Source organism: Kitasatospora sp. MAP12-44 (assembly GCF_029892095.1).
Taxonomy (GTDB): Bacteria; Actinomycetota; Actinomycetes; order Streptomycetales; family Streptomycetaceae; genus Kitasatospora.
Window position 1 is genome coordinate 4,162,793 of sequence record NZ_JARZAE010000004.1, and the last position, 22,313, is coordinate 4,185,105.

Below are 22,313 nucleotides of genomic sequence, written 5' to 3' on the forward strand. Positions count from 1 at the left end.
CGCCGCCGGCCGGGGTCCGCACCACAGCAAGCAGCAACAGGGGAGGGAAGCAGGATGCGCGTCACCCTGCTCACCGAGGGGACGTATCCGCACTCGCACGGCGGCGTCAGCGTCTGGTGCGACCAACTGGTCCAGGGCATGCCCGATGTGGACTTCGACATCATCGCGGTGACCGGCACCGGCACCGAGGGCCTCGCCTGGGAGCTGCCAGCGAACGTCCGCAGCGTCACCCCCGCCCCGCTCTGGGGCCCCGCGGACGACCGCAAACCGCCCCGCGGCCGCGCCCTGCGGCACTTCCTCGACGCGTACGAGCGCTTCCTGCACGCCATCCTCGACCCGGTCTACACCACCCACTTCGGCACCGAGCTGTACGGCTTCGCGGACTTCGCGCGGCGCGGCCTGCTCAGCGCGGCGCTGCGCAGCGAGCCCGCCCTGAAGACCCTGCAGCACGTCTGGACCCGTGCCTACCTGCCGACCGCCGCCTCCCGGCCCACCCTGCACGACGCGCTGCACGCCACCGACCTGCTGGAGCACGCGCTGCGCCCGCTGTCCGTCGAGCCGCCCAGCGACGGGGTCGCGCACGCGGTCAGCGGTGGACTGGCGGCGCTGCCCGGGTTGATAGCGGCCCAGCAGTTCGCGGTGCCGTTCCTGCTCACCGAGCACGGCATCTACCTCAGAGAGCGCTACCTCGGCTACCGGACCGGGCCCTACCGCTGGCCGGTCAAGGCGCTGCTGCTCGGCTTCTACCGGATGCTCGCCGAGGAGAGCTACTCGCGCGCCGCGCTGGTCACCCCCGGCAACCGGTACAACCGGCGCTGGGAGGAGCGCGGCGGCACCCCCTCGGACAACATCCGCACCGTCTACAACGGCGTGGACCCCGACCTCTTCCCGGCCGCCGGCGCCGAGCCCGGGACCCCCACCCTGAGCTGGGCCGGCCGGGTCGACCCGATCAAGGACCTGGAGACCCTGATCCGCGCGTTCGCACTGGTCAGGGCGGAGCTGCCGGACGCCCGACTGCGGATGTTCGGCGGCACCGCGCGCGGCGCCGAGGGCTACCGGGACGGCTGCATCGCGCTGGCGGCGGAGCTCGGGCTCGGCGACTCGGTGGTCTTCGAGGGGCGCGTGGAGGACATCCAGGACGCCTACGCGGCCGGCAACGTGGTGATGCTCAGCAGCATCAGCGAAGGCTTCCCCTTCACCCTGATCGAGGCGATGTCCTCGGGGCGGGCGACCGTCTCCACCGACGTCGGCGGCGTGCGCGAGGCGGTCGGCGACACCGGTCTGGTGGTGCCGCCGCGCGAACCCGAGCCGATGGCCCGAGCCGCCCTGGAGCTGCTGCGCGACCCGCAGCGCCGGGCCGTCATGGGCGAGCAGGCCCGGCTGCGGGTCATCGAGCAGTTCACGCTGCGGCAGAACATCGACGGGTTCCGCGGCATCTACACCGAACTGCTGGGCGAGCAGCGCTGGTTGGCGAACACCGTGGTCGCCGTCGACCCGTTCGCGCAGGCCGTCCCGGCGCCGGTCCCGGCGCTCGGCCCGCAGCCGGAGCCCGAAGTGGGCTTCGGCTGGTGGGAGCGGGAGGCCCGATGAGCGGCCCGCTGCGGCTGGTCCCCGACGAGGGCACCCCCGGCTGGGCCGAGGAGACCGTGCAGCTGCGCACGCTGCCGCGCCCGCGCAGACGACCGCGCCTGGAGCAGCCGCCGACCGCCGCGTCCGAGCTCTCACCCGACCCGATCGACGAACTGGCCGAGCGGCTGGCCGACATCTGCGCCGACGCGGTGCACCCGTACGAGATCGCCGCGTTCCTGGAGTCGGACGGTCTGACGGACGAGCAGGCCGCGCTCAACTACGGTCGGCCAGACGCCTTCACACTGGCCGAGGAGCTCTTCGCCAAGGTCGGCCGCCGCTACCCGGGGCCGCCGCCGGCGGCCGTCGACCCGTGGCGGGTCGACCCGTGGCGCTGCGCGCTGCGTGGCCTGGTCTTCGCGCTGCCGGGCCTCGGCTACCTGCTCGGCGCCGACCTGTTCGCCGCGCACCGGATGCGCTTCGGCATGCCCTCGGGGATGGCGGCGATGGCCGCGGCCACCCTGCTGAGCTGGGCGTGGAACCAGGCGCTGGCGCACCGCGCGTACGGCTGGCTGAGCCGGCTCGACCGGCGCTCGGCAGGCCGGGCACTGGCGCTGGGCGCACCGGCGGGCGCGCTGGCGGCCGCCACGGCCGGCTACCTGCTGGGCGGGCCGCGGTCGGCGCTCTGGTTCACCGGCGGTCAGTCGGTGTACCTGGGGGCCGCGACCGTCCTCTTGGTGCTCGGCCAGGAACGGTTGCTGCTGGCCGCGTTGGCGCCTTCGGTGGCCGGCGCGGGCCTGGTGCTGGCCGTCCCGCTGCCGACCGCGGTGCGGGTCTCGATCCTGCTGGCCACGCTGGCCGGCGCGGTCGGCCTGGCCTGCCGGCAGGTGGTCGGCTGCCTGCGCAGCGAGCCGGTCACCGGCAGTTCCAAGCCGGCCGGGCACGAGATCGCGGCGGCCGGCCTGTTCGGGCTTGCGGTCGGCACGCTGACGCTGGTGGCGGGACTCGGAGCGACGCTGCACCACGCCGTGCGCCCGACCGTGCCACCCGCGGCCGGCGGCGGCACGGGGGCGGCGATGGTCGCGCTCACGCTCAGCCTCGGCCTGGCCGAATGGCTGCTCTACCGGTACCGCAGCCTGGCCACCGCCGCGCTGCGCACCAGCCACAGCCCCGGCGCCTTCCGACGGCGGACCGTCATGGTGCTGACCGGCTGCCTGCTCGGCTACCTGGCCATGGTCGGCGCGCTGGACCTGGCGGCCACCCGGCTGTGGCCGCACACCGCGCTGCTCGACGTACCCCGGCTGGGGGCGCTGCTGCTGCTGGCCGCCACGCTCTGGACGGCGCTGCTGCTGCAGGCGCTCGGCCTGAGCTGGCGGACCGCCGGGCTCTGCGCCGCCGCGGCCGTCTTCGAGTCGGCCACCCTGTTCACCGGGGCCGATCCGTTGCAGGTGCAGCTGTACGGCTGCGGAGCAGCCGCCGTACTCCTCTTCCTGCTCGCCACGGTCGTCCTCGGGCGCACCACCACGCACCGCTGACTTTCCGTCACACCACAGAGATAGGGCATTCCACGTCATGAGTACTGTCGCAGTCACCGGGGCCGAAGGATTCATCGGTTCCCACCTGGTCGAGCGGCTGGTCGGCCACGGCCACCGCGTCCGGGCGATGGTCCAGTACAACTCGTTCTCCTCGTTCGGCTGGCTGGAGACGCTGGACCGGGACACGCTCGGCTCCGTGGAGATCGTGCTGGGCGACGTGCGTGACCCCGGATCGGTGAACGGGCTGGTCAAGGGCACCGAGGCGGTCTACCACCTGGCCGCGCTGATCGCCATCCCGTACTCGTACCAGGCCCCGCACTCGTACATCGAGACCAATGTGACCGGTACGTTGAACGTGCTGGAAGCGGTCCGGCACCTCGACATCCCGCGTATGGTGCACACGTCGACCAGTGAGACCTACGGAACGGCACAGACCGTGCCGATCAGCGAGGACCACCCGATCAACACCCAGTCCCCGTACGCGGCTTCGAAGGCCGGCGGGGACCGCCTCGCGGACAGCTACCACGCCAGCTTCGGCACCCCGGTGGTGACCCTGCGCCCGTTCAACACCTTCGGCCCGCGTCAGTCGATGCGCGCCGTGATCCCCACCGTGATCGCCCAACTCGCTGCCGGTGAGCGGGAGATCACCCTGGGCGACCTGCGCCCGACCCGCGACTTCATGTTCGTCAAGGACACCGCGAACGCCTTCCACACAGTGGGCACCGCGGCGGCCGAGACCGTGGTCGGACGCACCTTCAACGCCGGTACCGGCGGCGAGATCTCGGTCGGCGACCTGGTCACCCTGGTCGGCAAGCTGATGGGCGTGGACGTCACCGTCAAGGAGGACGAGCAGCGCATCCGCCCCGCCAACTCCGAGGTGATGCGCCTGGTCGCGGATGCCACCCGGCTGCGCACGGCGACCGGTTGGGCGCCCGCGCACTCGCTGGAGGAGGGCCTGGAGCAGACCATCGCCTTCTTCCGCGACCCGAGCAACCTGGCCCGCTACAAGACCGACATCTACAACGTCTGAGCCGCCCGCGGGCCCCACCGGCCCGCCCGGCTCCTGGAGCACAGTGCCACGGCCGGTACCTGCCCCTCCGGCCGTGCTCGCACCACATCCGCTCGTCTCCTTCGTTCAACCTGTGGGGGAACCACATGCACGCAGTGATTCTGGCCGGCGGCAAGGGAGTTCGGCTTCGGCCGTACACCACAGCGCTTCCCAAGCCGCTGGTCCCGATCGGCGACCAGCACGCCATCCTCGAGATCGTGATGCGCCAACTGGCCAGCGCGGGCTTCAAGACGGTGACGCTCGCCATCGGCCACCTCGGCCACATCATCCGCGCCTACGTCGGCAACGGTTCGCAGTGGGGGCTACGGGTCGGCTACGCAGTCGAGGACACTCCCCTGGGCACCATGGGCCCGCTGCTCACGATGCTCGACCGACTGCCCGAGAACTTCCTGGTGATGAACGGTGACATCCTCACCGACCTGGACTTCTCCGGGATCCTCAAGCACCACGAGGCGTCCGGCGCACCGCTCACCATCGCCACCTACGCACGCCAGGTCAAGATCGACTTCGGGGTGCTGACCACCGAGGACGGCAGCATCACGGGCTTCCACGAGAAGCCCAGCATGGACTACCGGGTGTCGATGGGCGTCTACGGCGTCTCGCGCTCCGCGCTGACCGCCTACACGCCCGGACTGCCGCTCGGCTTCGACGACCTGGTACTCGACCTGCTGAAGGCGCAAACCCCGCCGTCGGCCTACGAGTTCGACGGCTACTGGCTGGACATCGGCCGCCCCGACGACTACGACCGGGCCAACGCCGAGTTCGCCGACCGCCGTTCACTGCTGCTGCGGGAGGCCACGCCGATCGGCGAGGGCCTGCACGCGGTGCGCGCGGCGCTCACCCTCGACGCCGGCCCGGTCGGCGGCGACACCTCCCCGGCCGCCTCGGACGGGCGGGCCGCATGAGGATCCTGCTGCTGGGCGCGGACGGCTTCCTCGGCCGGCACATCGCCACCGCCCTGCGGGCCCTGCCGCAGGCCGAGTTGGCCACCGGCGGGCGCCGGGAGACGCACGATCTGCGGGTCGACCTGAAGACGGCCCAACTGGCCGGCTTCGCCGCCGACCTGGCCGAGCTGGCACCCGACGTGGTGGTCAACTGCGCCGGGGCGGTGGCCGGTAGTGCGCTGCACCAGGCCGAGGTGAACGCGCGCGGTCCGGCGCTGCTCTGCGAGGCGCTCCAACTGGCGGCTCCCACAGCCCGGTTGGTGCACCTCGGCTCGGCCGGCGAGTACGGCGCGTGCGAACGCGACACCTCGCTGACCGAGAGCTGCGAGCCGCGTCCTGGCGGGATCTACGGCGTGACCAAGCTGGCCGGCAGCCTGGCGGTGGCCGAGTCCGCACTGGACGCGGTGGTGCTGCGGGTCTTCAACCCGGTCGGCCCCGGCTCCCCGGCGGCCTCCCTGCCGGGGCGGCTGGCGGGCGAGTTGGCGAAGGCGCTCACCGACGGCGGAGCGGTCACCGTCGGTGACCTCTCCGCGTATCGGGACTTCGTCGACCCCCGGGACGTCGCGCGCGCGGTCGCCCTGGCGGTGACCGCCGACGGGCCGCTGCCGCGGATCCTCAACATCGCCGGCGGACGGGCCCAGCCGGTCCGGGCGATCGCCGAGGGCCTGGTCGCGGCGTCCGGCTTCACCGGCCGGATCAACGAGAGCGGGGCCGGCTCGCAGCGCTCGGCCGCCGTCTCCTGGTCGCAGGCCGACATCTCGGCGGCCGAGAAGGCACTGGGGTGGCAGCCCGCCATCTCACTGCCGGACACTCTGCGCGACCTCTGGCAGACAGCCGGCACGGAGACCGCTGCTTGATGACCGTCACCGAATCCCGTCTGCTGGTGCCGCTGTACGTCCACCCCGCGGTGGACCCGGCGGCCTGGCAGGCGGTCGCGGCCGCGGGGCCCGCCGCGGTGCGGGCCGTCGTGCTGAACATCGCCGACGGCCCGGGCCCGGCCCCCGACCCCGCCTTCGAGCAGGCCGCGGACCGACTGCACGCGGCCGGAATCACCGTGCTCGGCTACGTGGACACCGCCTACGGCCGCCGCCCGCACGCCGAGGTGGTCGCCGAGCTGCTGAACTACCGTCAGTGGTACGGCGTCACCGGGGTCTACTTCGACCAGGCCGCCAGCCACGCCGAAGCCGTGGCGCACTACCGGCGGCTCGCCACCGCCTCCCGTGCGGCGGGCTGCACAACGGTCGTGCTGGGCCACGGCGTGCACCCCGAGCCCGCCTACGCCGAACCCGAACTCAGCGACCTGCTGGTCACGTTCGAGGGCAGCTGGACCGACTACGACGCGCTTGTGCTGCCCCTCTGGACGGGCCATCACCCGGCCAGTCGGTTCTGCCACCTGGTCTACGACGTACCCTCGGAGCGGGCCGGCGCGGCCGGCGCGCTGTTCGCCTCGCGCCGTGCCGGTTCGGGCTGCGCGGTGGCCATGGGCGGCGCCAACCCCTGGGCCGGCACGCCGTACGGGCTGGCGCCGACCGCCGACATCTGGAGTGCTACCCCGTGACGCGCCGCACCTCTGCGCTACTGGCCGCCCTGGCCCTGTCCACCGCACTGTTCGTCACCTCCTGCAGCAGTGACGGCGGGAGCGACGACGGTGGCGGTGGCGACGACGCGAGCAGTTCCCCCACCACCGCGGCCCCCGCCAGCCCCCCGGGCACCCCGGGCACCCCGGGCACCCCGCAGGCGTTCTGGCACCCCGCCCCCGGCACCGCCTGGCAGTGGCAACTCAGCGGCACCGTCGACCAGTCGGTCAACGTCCCGGTCTACGACATCGACGGTTTCGAGAACGACGCCTCGGTGGTCGCCGCCCTGCACGCCAAGGGCCGCAAGGTGATCTGCTACATCAACGCCGGCTCCTGGGAGGACTTCCGCCCCGACGCCGCCGCGTTCCCCAAGTCCGTGCTGGGCTCCGGTGACGGGTGGAAGGGCGAGAAGTGGTTCGACATCCGCCAACTCGCCGTGCTGCGCCCGCTGCTCACCCAGCGCTTCGACATGTGCAAGGCCAAGGGCTTCGACGCGATCGAGCCCGACCTGCTGGAGGCCTACGCCAACAAATCCGGCTTCCCGGTCACCGCCGCCGACCAGCTGACGTACAACCGGATGATCGCCGAGATCGCCCACCAGGCCGGCCTGAGCGTCGCCCTGAAGAACGACGTCGCCCAGGTCCCCGCCCTGGTCGACACCTTCGACTTCTCGATCGACGAGCAGTGCGCCGAGTTCCAGGAGTGCGACCAGCTCACGCCCTTCATCAAGGAGGGCAAGGCGGTCCTGCACGTCGAGTACAACGTGCCGAACTCGAAGTACTGCGCGCAGTCCGACCAGCTCCAGTTGAGCTCCATGGAGAAGCACCTGGAGTTGGACGCCTGGCGCGAGCCGTGTTGACGGCCCGCGCCGGGCGCCCGCGCTCCCGGGGTCGCTAGACCGCGAGCCAGACGACCGCGGCGACGACCAGCACGGCCACGACCGCCACCACGGCGATCACGCCGGTGCGGTTGCCGCTGCGGTGCACGGAGACGTTGCCGGGGGCCTGCGGTGCCGGGGTTTCCACGAAGGCGCGGAACATCTGGGTGCTGCCGGCGGGGTCTTCATAGTTGTTCTCAGCCATGGCATGGGACTCTAACGAACTTCGGACCGCGCGGAACACCCCGGACCCTCCTCGGGGTGACACCGGCGCGTCCCGGGCGGGCGTCCGCCGCCCAAGGCGGAATGCCCCACACCCGCGACTGGTTGGCCCCGTTCATGACCGACAACCACCGTGACACCAGCCGAAGTGTGACGCTCGGCACCTCCGACCTCACCGTCTTCCCGCTCGCCCTCGGCGGGAACGTCTTCGGCTGGACCGCCGACGAGGCCCAGTCCTTCGCCGTCCTGGACGCCTACGCCGCCGCCGGCGGCAACTTCGTCGACACCGCCGACATGTACTCGGCCTGGGCCCCGGGCAACCAGGGCGGCGAGTCGGAGACCATCATCGGCAACTGGCTGCGCTCGCGCGGCCACCACGACGCGATCGTGGTTGCCACCAAGATCGGCAACCACCCGGCGGCCAAGGGCCTGAAGGCCGACACCATCAGGGCCGCCGTCGAGCAGTCGCTCGGGCGCCTCGGCGTCGAGCGGATCGACCTGCTCTACACCCACTTCGACGACCTCGACACGCCGGTCTCCGAGATCATCAGCACCCTGGACGCCCTGGTGAAGGAGGGCAAGGTCCGCGAGATCGCCGCCTCCAACATCAGCCCCGAGCGGTTGACGGCCTCGCTGGACTTCTCCGACCGCGAGGGCCTGGCCAGGTACATAGCCCTCCAGCCGCACTACAACCTGGTCTCGCGCGCCACCTACGAGGGCGAGCCGGCCGCGGTCGCCGCCGAGCGTCGGCTGTCCGCCGTGCCGTACTTCGCGCTGGCCTCGGGCTTCCTGACCGGCAAGTACCGGCCCGGCGGCCCGGCCGTGCAGAGCGCGCGGGCCGAGGGCGCCGGCAAGCACCTGGCGGACCCGCGCGGCCCGCGGGTGCTGGCGGCGCTGGACACCGTCGCGGCGGCCCACGGCGTCGAGGTCGCCAGCGTCGCGCTGGCCTGGCTGCGCGCGCAGCCGACGGTGGCCGCCCCGATCGCCAGCGCCCGCACCGTCGAGCAGCTGCCCGCGCTGCTGACCGGCGCCACGCTGGAGCTGACGGCCGAGCAGCTGGCCCTGCTGGACGCCGCCTCGGCCTGAGCCGGCTCCGAGCGAAGCGCCGGGTCCGTCCACAGGCTGTGGACGGACCCGGCGCTACTCCGCGCTCCGCTCAGCTCGGACGGCCCAGATGGGTCGGGTAGTAGGAGCGGCTGAGAGTGGATATCCGAACGGTGCGCCCGGGGCGCGGGGCCTCCACATAGCTGCCGCCGCCCAGGTAGATCGCCACGTGGTGGATGCCGGAGGCGCGGCTGCTGTCGGACCAGAAGAGGAGATCCCCGCGCCGCAGTTCACCCGAGCTGATCGGGGTGGTCGCCACGTACTGGTCGTCGGCCACCCGCGGCAGGTCGATGCCGGCCCGCTCGTAGGCCTGCTGCACCAGGCCCGAGCAGTCGTAGCCTTCCGGCCCGTCGCCGCCCCAGACGTAGGGCTTGCCGAGCTGGGCCAGCGCGTAGTCGACGGCGGTCTCGGTGCCGCTGCTGCTGTCGCTTCCGGTATCACCGCCCGCCGGCGCCTCCTGCTCGGAGCTGCCGCCGCTGGTCCGGCTCAGGTACACGTCGTAGTGCGCGGTGTACCGCCACTCCCCGCCCGCGTTCTGGAACCAGTACCTGGACCCGTCCCACCCCTGCTGTATCCCGCTGTTCTCCGCGTCGGAGCCGCCGGAGGTACTGGCGGATCCGGCGGCTCCGGCGGTCCGACTGAGATACACGTCGTAGTGGCGGGTGTAGCGCCACTCGCCGCCGGCACTCCGGAACCAGTACTTCGACCCGTCCCACCCGGCCCGGCTCGGCGCCGGCACGGCACCCGCCGGCGCGGCACCGAGGCCGAGCCCGACCACTCCGGCGCCGGCCAGCACCGTGGTGGCGAGGCAGGCGCCGCGGACGGTGCGAGCGAGCTGCGGCCCGCGCGCCGCCCGCGCCGACGGGCCGGAGCGCCGGCCGCTGTGCTGCGCGACGCAGTGCAGGCAGCGGCAGCCGAGCGGGGGCGCCGAGTCGCCCCGGCGCTCCTCGAAGCCGATCAGGGCAGGGTCGGTGGCTATTCTCATGCTCGGTTTCCTTCCTTGCGGGTCCCGTTCTTGACGGTCGGCCGGGCGGCGGGAGCCGGTACCGTGCCGGGCATCGCACTGGGCACCCCGGCCGGGGCGACGAACGCGACCAGCAGCTGCTCCATCAGGGCACTGCGCGCCGCCTGGTCCAACTCGTGCGTGGTGGCGCGCTCCAGGCGCCGGACGGCCAGCACGGCCGCCTCCACCGCGTCGTCCACCAGCACCGTGCGCAAGCCCGCGTCGAGGTCGGCGAGCCGGCGCCGGCGCATCGACTCGGCCACCTCGGGGGCGTAGTCGAGCGCCTGCGGCTGCACCGAGTAGACCTCGAGCCCGGCCGGGGCCGCCTCGGCGACGAGGGCACGGGTGAGCTCGTCGGCGAACCACTGCCCGTCCCGCAGCGCCGGGCCGGGACCGGCGTTGCTGTCGCACGGCAGCATGCTGGCGGTGCGGGTGAGGACGGCGTGGATCTGCTCGCGCAGGTAGTCCTCGTGGTCGGCGACCGCGAACAGCGCCCGTGCGGTGTCCTTGATCCGCCAGACCACCAGCAACCGGACGACAATCGGCTGCCCGGTGCGGTCGGTGACCTGGACGGGCTCGCTGCGCCAGTGCCGCAGCCGGACATCGACCCGACGGCGGTGCAGCAGCGGATTCACCCAGAGCAGCCCGGTGCGCCGGACCGTGCCGCGGTAGCGGCCCCATCGGGTGAGCACCCGGGTGTCGCCGCCCGCGTTGGCGATCAGCCCCGCCAGTGCGATCAGGCAGGCCAGCCCGGTCACCGTCACGGCCGCGAGCGCGCGAGTGGTGACGACGGGTCCGCCGGCCTGCCGCACCTCGTCCGAGCGGAGGTCGGGGATGGCTTCGGCGAAGTGCGGGATCAGTCCGACCCGGCCGAGCACGAGGATGATGGAGGCCGCGCCGAGCAGCAGGGCGAGCAGCGCGATCCACCCCGGCAGAGCGACGGCGCCGCGCTCGCGGAGTTCCGGATCGGCCCGCGGCGGACGGCGGGCGCCGATCTCCGTGCGGGTGTCCACAGGCTGTGGATACGTCGCCGCCTTTTCACCCGTTCGGATCGGCGGCGGAGCGGTCGCCGTGGCCGTGGCCGTGGCCGCGACGATCGCGGTTGGCAGCGCCTTGAGCATCGAGGTCGCCCCGACCGGGGTCCGCACCGGCTCCGGCCGGGGGTTGGTCGGGGTGCGGGGTGGAGTGTCAGCGGGGGCGTCCATGCGCGGATCCTCTGGGTTGGTGTGTCACGCAACTGTCAGGCTAAGTACATAAATCCGTATATGCGACATTTGGGGCGCGGCGCGCCGACGCAAAGCTGACGAACCGTCGGCGTGGCGGGATCCGCTGCTCACCTCCGGCGGCGTCCCTGGCCGCGACCGAGGATCCGCCGGGTGAGCAGCGTGACGCCGGACATGATCAGCAGCACCCCGCAGCCCGCAGCCCGCCAGCCCCCGAGGCTGGTGTGACGGACCGTGGAGACCACCTCGGGCGGCGGCGCAAGCTCCCGCCGTCCAGCGGACCCGACGAAGGCGGACGCGGAGGCGGACGGGGAGGCGGACGGGGAGGCGGACGGGGAGGCGGCCGACGCCGCGGAAGTCGGGCGGGTCGACTTTGCGGGAGTGGGGGTGGGCGGCACCGACGGTGCAGCCGACGCTGACGGCGTGCCAGCAGCCGCCGTAGGGGTCGGCGTGGCGGACGGGGACGGCGTCGGGGACGGGGAGGGGGACGACGTCGGCGTTGTGGGGGCGGGGAGGGTGAGGACGACCCGGAGCAGGTCCCCCCGCGTGGCGTTGCCCGCGCGGTCGGTCGCCGTCGCCGTCAGGAACTGCTCGCCCGACGCCAGGTCACGCGAGGCGCGGCAGGTCCAGCTGCCGTCGACCGCCGCCACCGCGCTGCACAGCGCGCCGTCCGTCCCGGACACCACGGTCACCATCGACCCCGGCTCGGCCTTGCCCGCCACCCGCGGCCGGACCACGTGCAGCTCCTCGCCCGCCTTGGGCGAGCTGATCACCGGCTTGGCCGGCGGAACGGTGTCCACGATCAGCGGGGTGCCCCGGCCGGTCGTCCGATTGCCGGCCGGGTCCACCGCCGTAGCCGTCAGCGTGTGCGGCCCCTCGGCCAGCTCCTCCACCGGCAGGCAGGACCACGAGCGATCCGGCCGCACGGCCGTCCGGCACAGCTCGGCGCCGCCCTGGTCGGTGACCGAGACGGTCGTCCCGGGGCCGCCGGTGCCGGTGATCATCAGCCCGGGGTCGTTGGTGTACTCCGGCACCGTGAGCACCGGCGCCGGCGGCGGTGTGGTGGTGACCGTGAGCTGCACCGGGTCCCCGCGCAGCACCACCCCGCCGGTGGTGGTCTCGGCGGGCAGCACCGTGTGCGGTCCCTGCGCGAGTGGCGCGTCCGGGCGGCAGGACCAGTTCCCGCCGCCGTCCACCACGGCCTGGCAGAGCGTCAGCGCTCCCTCCTGGACCTGTACCGTCGCGCCGGCCACCCCGCTGTCGCCGTGGAACTCCGGCCGGGCGTCGCCGACCGCCGCGCCGCCCGCCGGGCTGGTGAGCTCCGGCTTGGCGGCGACCACCGTGAGCCGTACGAGTTGGTCCTCCACCTGCCCCGAGTCGGCGAAGCCGGCCGCCGCGACCAGCTGGGACGGGTCGCGGCCGATCCGCAGCCGGGCCCAGGTGTCGCCGGCGGAGACGCCCGGCGGGACCGTCCACTCCAGGGTCGCGCTGGTGGCGCCCGGCGGGATGTCCGCCTGCGCGCGTTCGACGGGGTCGAAGCGGCCGTTGCGGTCGAAGTCGATCCAGCCCGCCAGGGTGGCGGCGCTCTGGCCCGGGCTGACCGGCACGGTCAGGTGGTAGTAGCCGCCGATCGCGGCCTCGCCGGGGAAGACCACGGCGGGGTCGTTGGCCAGGTGCTCGATCCGCCCCGGCTGGAGCTCGGGCGGCACGGGCGCGGGCACCGTGGCGCGCCGGTGGTCGGGCGCCGAGCCGGCCGCGTCACTGCCCATGAACAGGTCGGAGACCATATGCGAGGCGTTCCCGTAGCCCTGCGGCGCGCTGCCGAGCGACTCGTCCAGCGTGACGGTGTAGGCCTGGCGCAGCGCGGCGGGCGGTGTGCTGCTGCCCGCGTACGCGGTGTTGCGCTGCTCGACCCGCAGCGTCGCGGTGTCGAAGGTGCCGTCCAGCTCGATGGTGCCGGCCCGGTCGGCGGCACCGTCGCCCGAGCCGTCGGCGGAGGCGGGCGCGAGGACACCGTCGCCGGACGTCCAGCCGGACCACGGGGTGCGCGCGGTCAGCGCGGGCCCGGCCGGGGTGCCGCCGATGACGGTCAGCCGGGTGGCGGTCGCGGTACTGCCGTCCGGGCCGGTGGTGACCGCGGCCAGGCCGCTGACGTGCAGTCGGGGGTTGCGGACCGGGCGGGAGAAGGTGAGCTGCAGGGCGCCCAGGGTGCGCCAGGCGCCGTCGGCCTGCGGCCGGTCCTGGCTCAGCCGGAAGGTCTGCGTCGGCGCGCCGGGCCGGACGCCGTCGGTAAAGGCCGCGGCCGGCGCGCTGCCCGAACCGCCCGTGCCGTCCAGCGTCCCGGGCGCGGCCTCGGCACGGACGCCCGGGGAGGCCTCGAAGTCGATGCCGACGTCGAGCCCGGAGTGCAGCAACGCCTGGTGGTCGGCCGACCAGCTGTCCGGCGACTGCTGCGCCGAGGAGACGGAGGGGAGCCAACCGAGCGCCAGACCGGCGGCGAGCGCCACGGCGACGACGACCGGACGGCGGCTGCGCCGGGACGTTCTCGGGCTCATGGACCCTCCTGTGCACACGATGTGACAAGAAGGAATCACGATCTAACGTGAAGTCACCGCCGGAAATCCCCGCCGCGCCGCCGCAACCACTCATCCGGCGGATCATCCGGAAACGCCGAAGGCCCCCTCCGCGGAGGGGGCCTTCGAGATGGTGCGCTCAGCAGGATTCGAACCTGCAACCTCTTGATCCGTAGTCAAGTGCTCTATCCGTTGAGCTATGAGCGCCTCAGGGAGACCGGAGCCACCCTGCGGTACTGCTACTGCTCGGCCAGCCTACCCGATCCCGGGAGGGCGACCTCGCGCTTCGCAAGCGACGAGGCTCCGGCCGGAGCCGGAGCCTCGTGATCGCGGTGCGCTCAGCAGGATTCGAACCTGCAACCTCTTGATCCGTAGTCAAGTGCTCTATCCGTTGAGCTATGAGCGCTCGCCCCGGCGATTCGATCCTTCGGGGCGGTGCGGGGACAACATTACATGACCGTCGACCTGGGGTGAAATCGGTTAGTTCCCGGCAGGGCGGCGAGCCGCCCGAGAACGATCGAGAACGAGAAGAGCCCCGTCGACCGAGGTCGACGGGGCTCCCTTCGGAGCGGAGGCTCGGGGATTTGAACCCCGGATGGGCTTTAAGACCCAAACCGCATTAGCAGTGCGGCGCCATAGACCGGACTAGGCGAAGCCTCCATTCACCCGGATCGCACCACCAGGTGGCGCACTCCGTGTGCATGTGATGATGCCACAGCCGAGGGGCTCAGCACCAACCGCTGACAACGTTACTAGGCAGGTCGTCCTCTCGGCAAAAACAATGGGATACTCCAAGCCCCGGAGCAGCCCGGTCCGCAGTGGCGAGCCGCAAGTCGTAAGTGGTGAGGAGACCTGTCGACGTGAGCAGCAGGCCGACCCGAGGCGCTGCTCGCCTCGCCGCGATACTCGACGCCCTTCCCGACGCGCTGCTGCTGGTGAACAGCAACGGCACGGTCGTGGACGCCAACAACGCCGCGGTCCGCAGCATGCAGACCCCCGGGACCTCGCTGGTCGGGATGGGTGTCCTGGACCTGCTGCCCGAGTTCGACCCCAGCCGGATCCCCGGCTCGATGCGCCCGGCCCCGCGCGACCAGGACGAGGCCGACCTGCCGGTCCGGATGACCGCGCGTCGCACGGACGGCAGCACCTTCCCCGTCGAGGTCTCCGGCAACGACTTCGCGGACGAGAACTCCAGCGAGGGCCGCGGCTACGCGCTCTCCCCGCTCGTCCCCTACGACCTCTACCGGGCCACCGGCTCGCGCTCGGGCACCGACGACCTGCTGCTCCTGCTGGTCCGCGACCTCTCCAGCCGGCTGGGCGTGGAGGCGGAGCTGCGGCGCCAGCACAAGCAGACCGAGATGATCCTGCGGGCCGCCGCCGAGGGCGTGCTCGGCGTGGACCTCGAAGGCCGGGTGGTGCTGGTCAACCCCGCCGCCGCGCACATCCTGGACTTCCGCGCCAGCGAGCTGGGCGGGCGCGAGCTGCACCCGCTGATCCAGCACTCCCGGGCGGACGGCACCCCGCTGGCCGCCGAGGAGTCCGCGCTGCTCGACACCCTCACCTCGGGCCGCAAGCACCGGGTGCGCGGCGCGACGCTCTGGCGCAAGGACGGCCGGGCGGTCACCGTCGACCTGACCACCGCGCCGGTGCGGGACGGCGACCAGCTGGTCGGCGCCGTGATGACGTTCACCGACCGGACCAGGGAACTGGCCCTGACCGCCCGCAACGAGCACCTCACCGCCGTACTGGAGACCGAGGTCAGCGGCGCGCTGGCTGCTCTGCGGCGGCGGATCGACACGCTGGCCGCCGACCCCGCCGGGCAGCTCTGGCCGGAGGCCAACTGGACGCTGCGCGCGCTGGCGGACGAGTGCCGGCGGTTCGGCGTGCTGATCGACGGGGTGCTGGCCCACCAGCGCTTCGAGCGCGGCGCGGACACCGCCGCGGGCGCGCCCGCGTCTACTGCTGCTGCCTCCTCTTCCTCTACTTCTGCTAGTTCTGCCGCCGCCACTTCGGCGGACGCGTCCGAGGGGCGGGACGTGCGCGAGCCGCGCGAGAACGCGGACGGGCTGAACCGCGGGGTCACCACCCTGGACAAGCTGGTCGACCGCGCGGTCGAACTCGCCGGACAGCTGGTCGGCACGGGTCGGCTGCGGTTCTCGGTGCACGCGGCGCCCGTCGAGGTGACCGCCGACCATGAGCGGCTGGCCCAGGCGCTGGCCCATCTGGTCGCCGACGTGAGCGGCATCGCGCTCACCGCCACGCCGCCCGGCCCGGACGGACCGGCCGGCCCGCCCACCGTGGTGCTGGCGGCGGCGCAGCGTGGCGAGGTGGCCCGGATCGAGGTCCGCGGCCCCGGTCGCGGCGGCAGCCGGGTGCACCTGCCGATCGCGCTCGGCCTGGTCGAGCGGCACGGCGGCGTGCTGCAGCCGCACGAGCTGCCGAACCACGCCGGTACGACGTATGTGGTGGAGCTCCCGCTCGACCCGGCGGCGGCTCGGGCCGCGGCTGCCCGCGCGGCGTCCGGGGCCGGCCGGCTCGTCCCGCGCGAGACGGACACGGCGGTGCTGCCGGACCTGCCCGGCGTGCCCGAACTGACCGCGACGGCGGACGGCGTCCCGCCGGTGGCCGAGGACGCGGCGGCCGAGGAGGCCCAGTCCGGCGGGCGGGCCGCGCGGCTGAAGCGGGCCGCGCAGTCGCGGGCGGCGCAGAACGGGCCCTCGCTCGGGCCGCTCGCGCTCGGCCCCGGGCCTTCGGCCGACGCCTCGGCGCCGGTCCCGGCTGCTGCTGCCGCCGAAGCTGGTCAGGCCATGATTCCGGCGCAGGCCCACGCGCCCGAACCGCGCACCCCGTTCGCGCTGGGACCGGGCCCGACGGGTGCGGTCGGCCGCGACGGCGTGCCGGGTGAGGCCGAGTCGGCGCCGGACGCTGGTCCGGGCAGCACGTCAGCGGGCACTGGTCCGGGTGCTGGTCAGGGCGCTGCTCAGGGTGCGCCAGGCTCGCGGCGGCGGCGGGCGCTGCCCGCGCCCGGTGCCGCACCCGACGAACCGGCGGCGCTCTCGCTGCCGGGTGTCCCCGACCCCGGTATGCCGCTCTACCCCGGCCTGGAGCACGCCCTCCCGGCCGTCCCCGCCGAGCTGCCGGCCGCTGGGCCGACCGCGCCGGTGCAGCCCACCGGCCGTCGTCGCCGACTGGGCATCCCCTCCGGAGCGGGCGGCGAGAACCCGGCCGGGTCGGACGGCAGCGCGCCTTCGACGGCGCTTGCCCTGACCGAAGCCACCGGTTCCGCCGCGGCCCCCGCACCGCCGATGCCGAGCGCTCCGCCGGCGGGCGGCGCGCCGCTGCTGCCCGTGCCACAGCAGGTGCCGGTGGGCAGCGGGTTGGGCGAACTGACCCCGCCGCGCCCGGCCGGCGGCTTCGCCAGCGCGTTCCCCGGAGCGTTCCCGAGCCCCACGCCGGAGGCGCCCGCGTCCGTCGAGCCGCGCCCGGCCGCGCGCCCGATGGCCGAGCTGGGCCCGGCCCCCTCGGACACCTCCGCCGCGGCCAATGCCGCTTCCCGCGAGGCCGAGGCCGACCGCGACCTGCCGCGGCTGTCCGGCGAGGACGATGCCGCGCCGGCCGCCGGTCCGAACGCCGCACCCCGGGTGCCCGAATACCCCGACTACCCCACGATGGTGAGCCCCGCCGCCGACGGTCGGCCGCGTCGGCTGCTGGTCTGGCCGGAGCCCGACGCGTCCACCAAGCAGGCGCTCCAGGAGCGCGGCTACCGCCCGGTGATAGTCCGCTCTCGCGAAGAGGTGGACGCGCAGGTCGCGGCCTTCCCCGCCGCGCTCTTCGTCGACCCGCTGACCGGGCCGATCACCCGGACCGCCCTGCAGTCGCTGCGCACCGCCGCGCTGAACAGCCGGGTCCCGGTGCTCGTCACGGCCGGCCTCGGCCAGGCCACCCGGGACGCCGCGTACGGCGCGGACCCCGCCGTCCTGCTGCGCGCGCTGGCCCCCCGGGACAGCGCCAACCACGCCGCCCGGGTGCTGCTGGTGGAGTCCGACCCGGACATCGCCGCCGCGCTGATCAGCAGCCTGGAGCGGCGCGGTATGCACGTCGAACACGCCATCTCGGAGATCGAGGCGGTCTCCAAGGCGAGCAGCGTGCAGCCCAACCTCGTGGTGATGAACCTGCTGAAGATCCGCCGCCGCCGGCTGGGTCTGCTCGACTGGCTGCGCGCCAACGACCGCCTGCACCGCACGCCGCTGGTCGTCTACACCGCGGTCGACCTCGACCCGGCCGAACTCCCCCGGCTGCGCACCGGCGAGACCGTCCTCTTCCTCGCCGAACGCTCCACCAGCAACGACGTGCAGTCCCGCATCGTCGACCTGCTGGGCCGCATCGGCGCGCTCGGCGAGCCTGGTTCGGCGGGCTCGGCGGGGTAGCAGACAGGCGCTTGCGACCTCCCCTTCATTGGGGAGGTCGCCGTGCGCGCCGGGCGGTTACTCCTTGCCGAGGACGGTCACGGTGAGGCGGCCGGCGGCGTAGTCGGCGCGGATGACCTTCTTGTCGAACTTGCCGACCGAGGTCTTCGGGACGGCGTCGACGATCGACCAGCGCTCGGGGAGCTGCCAGGAGGCGACCCGCTCGGCGAGGAAGGCGCGCAGGGCGGGCAGGCCGACGGTGGCGCCGGGGCGCAACACCACGGTGGCCAGGGGCCGTTCGCCCCACTTCTCGTCCGGGACCGCCACCACGGCTGCCTCGGCCACTTCCTGATGGGCCATCAGGTGGTTCTCCAGCTCGACCGAGGAGATCCACTCGCCGCCGGACTTGATGACGTCCTTGGCCCGGTCGGTGAGGGTGAGGAAGCCGTCCGGGGTGATCGTGCCGACGTCACCGGTGCGCAGCCAGCCGTCCTCGGAGAACTTGTCCTCGGGGCGCTCCGGGTCCTGGCCGGCGCCGCCGTAGTAGGCGCCGGCGATCCACGGGCCGCGGACCTCCAACTCGCCTGCCGATACGCCGTCGTGGGGCATCCGCTCGCCGTCCGGGCCGGTCAGCCGGGCCTCCACGGAGGCGGGGAAGACACCCTGGGTGAGCCGGTAGGGCCACTCCTCCTCGGGCGTCAGTCCGGCCGGCGGCAGGGCGTAGGTGCCCAGCGGGGAGGTCTCCGTCATGCCCCAGGCGTGCACCACCCGGATGCCGTGGCGGTCCTCGAAGCCGCGCATCAGGGCGGGCGGGCAGGCCGAGCCGCCGATCACCACGGTGCGCAACGAGGAGGTGTCGTAGCGGGTTTCGCGGCCGGTCGGGTGGTCGAGTTCGTCCAGCAGGCCGTTCCAGATGGTCGGGACGGCCCCGGTGACGGTCGGCCTGACCTGCTCGATCATCGCGGCGAGCGGCTGCGGCTGGAGGAAGCGGTCCGGCATCAGCAGGCTCGCGCCGGACATGAAGGCGGCGTACGGGATGCCCCAGGCGCAGACGTGGAACATCGGCACCACCGGCAGTGCGATGTCGTACGGGGTGAGCGCGAAGCTGGCGGCGGAGTTCACCTGCATGCAGTGCAGGTAGATCGAACGGTGGCTGTAGACAACGCCCTTGGGGTCGCCGGTGGTCCCCGAGGTGTAGCAGATCATCGCCGGGCGGCGCTCGTCGATCTCGTCCTGCCACGGGTACGTGGTGGGCCGGCCGGCGATCAGCTGCTCGTACTCGTGCACGGTGCCGGTGAAGCCGGCCAGCAGCGAGAGGTCGCCGGGGCCGCTCACCACGATGTGCTTGAGGGTCAGCGCCAGCTGCGGCAGCACCCCGGCCAGCAGTGGCAGGACGCTGCCGCTGACGATGATCGCGTGGTCGGCGGCGTGGTTGATGATGAAGGAGAGCTGGGCGGCGGGCAGGCGGAGGTTGAGCGTGTGCAGCACCGAGCCCATCGCCGGGACGGCCAGGTACGCCTCCATGTGCTCGGCGTTGTTCCACATCAGCGTTCCCACGACGTGCTCCGGTGTGACACCCAGTTCGTCGCGCAGCGCGTACGCGAGCTGGGCGCTGCGGGCGCCGACCTCCGCGAAGCTGCGGGCCACCGGGCCGGTACCGTCCCAGGTGGTGACCGTGGCGCGCCCGTGGACGGTCGACCCGTGCGCCAGGATCCGGGCGACGGTGAGTGGTACGTCCTGCATGGTGCTGAACACGGGGCCTCCTTGACCGGACGGGCTGCGTGCGCCCCTGGGGATACCACTACCGGCGGGTAGCAAGGGCCACAGTTTGATTCTGTCGCCTGCCCGCGCCGGTTGTCAGCATCTTGGCGGCGGATGAGACCAGGAGCTCAACGCCGAACCTGGCGCCCGCGGGCGGCCGTGTCTCTGGGTGGGAGGCTCCGGTTCCGGGCCCCGACGAAGCGAGCACGGAGGTACCTGATGCCCTGGTACGAAGGCCCCTGCAGGATCACGGTGGTCGGGGTGGACGCGGACTGGCCGCAGCGCGTGGTGGTGAGCATCCGGCGCGGGGCCACCGTGGTCGTCCCCGGCACGGTCGGGGCCAGCGAGCTGATCGACGACACCGGCATCGGCCACGGCTGGGACCTCGCCGTCGAGCACCAGTACGAGGGCAGCTGGCGGCCGAACGTGCGAGCGGTGCTCGGCAAGTGGACGGAGCTGAACGGCGTGCGCAGCCAGCTGATCCGCAGCAAGGACCATGACTGGGCGGGCCGCGACAACCGGGAGCGCAACCTGGTGATCCGGATCGACCGCGCCGACGCGGGCGGGCGGGTGGGCCGGCCGGAGAGCGGGCTGGGGGGCGGGCTGGTGGACGCGGTGAGGTCCGGCTACCGGGTGCAGGGGGCGGACCAGCCGGCGTCCCAGCCGGTGGCCGCGGCCCGGCGGGTCGACACCGAGTCGGCGGGCAGCCGGGCCGGCAGCCGGGAGGCCGGGCGGAGCGGTGCCGTCCGCACCACCGGGGCGTCGCCGGGCGGTATCCCCTCCGCCTCCCCGGTGGCGACCTCCAGCGGCTGACCGGCGGCACCCGTGTGGCGTAACGCTCGCCGGGTGCGTCAGGACCTTGCCAGGGTGGTGCGCTGACGTCACACTCGGCCGCATGCCTCCTGGCGACCCCGGCGAGCCGCTCGTCCTGCCCGCGTCCGCGCCCGACCGCCTCGGCCCGGGTGCGGGCGCCGTCCGGCTGGGGGCGCGGGGGCCGGTGGAGCTGGCACACCGGGCTGTCGGGCGGACGCCGGCGCCGCTGCTCTGCGTGCTGGCGATGGTCACCGCGCAGACCGGACTGGCGATCGCCACCTCGCTGTTCGGGTCGCTCGGGGTGCTCGGCGCCTCTTTCCTGCGGCTGACCACGGCCTCGGTGATCATGCTGAGCGCGACCCGGCCCCGGCTGCGCGGTCGAAGCTGTCGCGATCTGGCCGCGACCGGCGTGCTCGGCCTGGCCACGGCCGGGATGGCCGTGCTGTTCGCGGTGACCTCCGATCGGCTGCCGCTGGGGACGGCGGCGACGCTGGAGTTCCTCGGGCCGCTCGCCGTGGCGCTGATCCTCGCGCGGCGGCCGAGCCACCTGGCCTGGGCGCTGCTGGCGGCGGGCGGCGTCCTGCTGCTGACCGTCATCGGCGGGCAGCCCGCCGGGGGCGGCGCGGGGGTGGCGGCCGGCTCGGGAGCGGTCGGCGGCTCGGGAGCGGTGGGCGGTCACGGCGGGCTCGACCCGCTCGGACTCGCCGCGGGTGCCGGGGCCGCCGCCTGCTACGCCGGGTACATCCTCTTCACCAACCGGGTGGGGGCGGCGTTCCAGGGCTTCGAGGGGCAGGCGGTGTCGATCACGGTCGCCGCGGTGCTGGTCGCGCCGCTCGGCCTCGGCCAGGCCTGGCACGGGCTGGCCGGCGCCGAACACCCCGGGCGGCTGCTGCTCTCGGTGGTCGGGGTCGCGCTGCTGCTCCCGATCGTCCCATACATGCTGGAGCTGACGGCGCTGCGCCGGATCCCGGAGCGGGTGTTCAGCATCATCCTCAGCCTGGAGCCGGCCGTCAGCGCCTTGGTCGGGCTCCTGGTGCTCGGCCAACTGCTGCGCTGGGAACAGCTGCTGGGGATCGGCTGCGTGGTGGCCGCGAGCGCCGGGGCCACCCTGACGGGACGTCGTCCTTAGCGGTGTGCGGGGGAAACGCCGGTGGGCGGTGCCGTTGCCGGCACCGCCCACGGACCGGAATGCGGTGACCCTTTCCGCCGCCGGTCGTTCTCGATCCTGCCGAGGCCCTGGAACCACCCCGTCAGGCCGGCACTCAGCCGATGACGGGCGCGAAGTGGATGTGCACGTTCTTGTTGGACTGGTCGGCGTAGACCAGACCCGAGTTGCCCTTGACCGCAAGGGTGTTGTTCTGGTTCGAAGCACCCGAGCCGGTGGCCGTCTGCTGCGTCCAGTTGTAGTTTCCGTCGACCGATCCGAAGACGTTCCCGCTGCCCACGTTGGAGACGACGCTGCTGTTGGAGTGGTCACCGGCAAGAGCGCCGTTGTCGGCAGCGGCTGCGCCGGCCCCTGCCAGCAGCAGGCCTGCGGCGAGCGGAGCGGCGGCGAGGGCGACGATCACGCGAGCGGTACGGAAACGAGCCATGGAATCCTCCAAGAAGCTTGAACTGGACGAACTGGTCTCACTGGTGCG

At 73.5% G+C, this 22,313-nt stretch carries 16 protein-coding genes, 3 tRNA genes and 1 pseudogene; 11 read left to right on the forward strand and 9 right to left on the reverse strand.

Going from position 1 to position 22,313, the window contains the following annotated elements; all coding sequences use genetic code 11:
• The first annotated feature begins 54 nt into the window (after positions 1-54).
• From pelF to P3T34_RS19435, 7 genes and pseudogenes are all read left to right on the forward strand, one after another.
• The gene (gene pelF / locus P3T34_RS19405; RefSeq protein WP_280667298.1) at positions 55-1,590 is read left to right on the forward strand and encodes a GT4 family glycosyltransferase PelF; all 1,536 of its coding nucleotides are present in this window, start codon (positions 55-57) and stop codon (positions 1,588-1,590) included.
• The gene (locus P3T34_RS19410; protein ID WP_280667299.1) at positions 1,587-3,101 is read left to right on the forward strand and encodes a hypothetical protein; all 1,515 of its coding nucleotides are present in this window, start codon (positions 1,587-1,589) and stop codon (positions 3,099-3,101) included. Before pelF ends, P3T34_RS19410 begins: the two co-directional genes overlap by 4 nt.
• Positions 3,102-3,138: 37 nt before the next feature.
• Complete coding sequence (locus tag P3T34_RS19415; RefSeq protein WP_280667300.1) at positions 3,139-4,131, forward strand: SDR family NAD(P)-dependent oxidoreductase; 993 nt, start codon at positions 3,139-3,141, stop codon at positions 4,129-4,131.
• Positions 4,132-4,256: 125 nt separating this feature from the next.
• Positions 4,257-4,967 (forward strand): annotated as a pseudogene (locus P3T34_RS19420) (sugar phosphate nucleotidyltransferase); the annotation flags it as partial.
• A gap of 104 nt (positions 4,968-5,071) precedes the next feature.
• Entirely contained in the window at positions 5,072-5,971 is a 900-nt protein-coding gene (locus tag P3T34_RS19425) for an NAD(P)-dependent oxidoreductase (RefSeq protein ID WP_280667302.1), read from the forward strand.
• Entirely contained in the window at positions 5,971-6,672 is a 702-nt protein-coding gene (locus P3T34_RS19430; RefSeq protein ID WP_280667303.1) for a spherulation-specific family 4 protein, read from the forward strand. Before P3T34_RS19425 ends, P3T34_RS19430 begins: the two co-directional genes overlap by 1 nt.
• Positions 6,669-7,550 carry an endo alpha-1,4 polygalactosaminidase gene (locus P3T34_RS19435; RefSeq protein WP_280667304.1) on the forward strand — a complete coding sequence of 294 codons (882 nt, stop codon included), beginning with the start codon at positions 6,669-6,671 and terminating at the stop codon, positions 7,548-7,550. The genes P3T34_RS19430 and P3T34_RS19435 overlap by 4 nt, the downstream gene beginning before the upstream one ends.
• Before the next feature lie 34 nt (positions 7,551-7,584).
• Here the strand turns inward: P3T34_RS19435 and P3T34_RS19440 are convergent, their stop codons facing one another.
• Complete coding sequence (locus P3T34_RS19440; protein WP_280667305.1) at positions 7,585-7,773, reverse strand: hypothetical protein; 189 nt, start codon at positions 7,771-7,773, stop codon at positions 7,585-7,587.
• Positions 7,774-7,907: 134 nt separating this feature from the next.
• Here P3T34_RS19440 and P3T34_RS19445 point away from each other — a divergent pair, with 134 nt between their 5' ends.
• Complete coding sequence (locus P3T34_RS19445) at positions 7,908-8,876, forward strand: aldo/keto reductase (RefSeq protein WP_280672223.1); 969 nt, start codon at positions 7,908-7,910, stop codon at positions 8,874-8,876.
• 70 nt (positions 8,877-8,946) lie between these two features.
• Here the strand turns inward: P3T34_RS19445 and P3T34_RS19450 are convergent, their stop codons facing one another.
• From P3T34_RS19450 to P3T34_RS19475, 6 genes are all read right to left on the reverse strand, one after another.
• A complete protein-coding gene (locus P3T34_RS19450) occupies positions 8,947-9,879 on the reverse strand; it encodes a C40 family peptidase (protein WP_280667306.1) in 933 nt (310 codons plus the stop codon).
• Complete coding sequence (locus P3T34_RS19455; RefSeq protein WP_280667307.1) at positions 9,876-11,102, reverse strand: SPFH domain-containing protein; 1,227 nt, start codon at positions 11,100-11,102, stop codon at positions 9,876-9,878. Before P3T34_RS19455 ends, P3T34_RS19450 begins: the two co-directional genes overlap by 4 nt.
• Positions 11,103-11,230: 128 nt before the next feature.
• Positions 11,231-13,675, reverse strand: coding sequence for an Ig-like domain-containing protein (locus P3T34_RS19460; RefSeq protein WP_280667308.1), 2,445 nt, complete (start codon positions 13,673-13,675; stop codon positions 11,231-11,233).
• A gap of 149 nt (positions 13,676-13,824) precedes the next feature.
• Positions 13,825-13,900 (reverse strand) — tRNA-Arg (locus P3T34_RS19465).
• Positions 13,901-14,026: 126 nt separating this feature from the next.
• Positions 14,027-14,099 (reverse strand) — tRNA-Arg (locus P3T34_RS19470).
• 163 nt (positions 14,100-14,262) lie between these two features.
• A tRNA-Ser gene (locus tag P3T34_RS19475) sits at positions 14,263-14,353 on the reverse strand.
• 200 nt (positions 14,354-14,553) lie between these two features.
• Between P3T34_RS19475 and P3T34_RS19480 the strand changes: the two genes are divergently transcribed.
• Complete coding sequence (locus P3T34_RS19480; RefSeq protein ID WP_280667309.1) at positions 14,554-18,120, forward strand: PAS domain-containing protein; 3,567 nt, start codon at positions 14,554-14,556, stop codon at positions 18,118-18,120.
• Between the two features lie 57 nt (positions 18,121-18,177).
• Here the strand turns inward: P3T34_RS19480 and P3T34_RS19485 are convergent, their stop codons facing one another.
• The gene (locus P3T34_RS19485) at positions 18,178-19,854 is read right to left on the reverse strand and encodes a long-chain fatty acid--CoA ligase (RefSeq protein WP_280667310.1); all 1,677 of its coding nucleotides are present in this window, start codon (positions 19,852-19,854) and stop codon (positions 18,178-18,180) included.
• Between the two features lie 225 nt (positions 19,855-20,079).
• Between P3T34_RS19485 and P3T34_RS19490 the strand changes: the two genes are divergently transcribed.
• Positions 20,080-20,673 carry a hypothetical protein gene (locus tag P3T34_RS19490; RefSeq protein WP_280667311.1) on the forward strand — a complete coding sequence of 198 codons (594 nt, stop codon included), beginning with the start codon at positions 20,080-20,082 and terminating at the stop codon, positions 20,671-20,673.
• Positions 20,674-20,755: 82 nt separating this feature from the next.
• The gene (locus P3T34_RS19495) at positions 20,756-21,802 is read left to right on the forward strand and encodes an EamA family transporter (RefSeq protein WP_280667312.1); all 1,047 of its coding nucleotides are present in this window, start codon (positions 20,756-20,758) and stop codon (positions 21,800-21,802) included.
• Positions 21,803-21,935: 133 nt separating this feature from the next.
• Here the strand turns inward: P3T34_RS19495 and P3T34_RS19500 are convergent, their stop codons facing one another.
• Positions 21,936-22,265 carry a hypothetical protein gene (locus P3T34_RS19500; protein WP_280667313.1) on the reverse strand — a complete coding sequence of 110 codons (330 nt, stop codon included), beginning with the start codon at positions 22,263-22,265 and terminating at the stop codon, positions 21,936-21,938.
• Positions 22,266-22,313 lie beyond the last annotated feature (48 nt).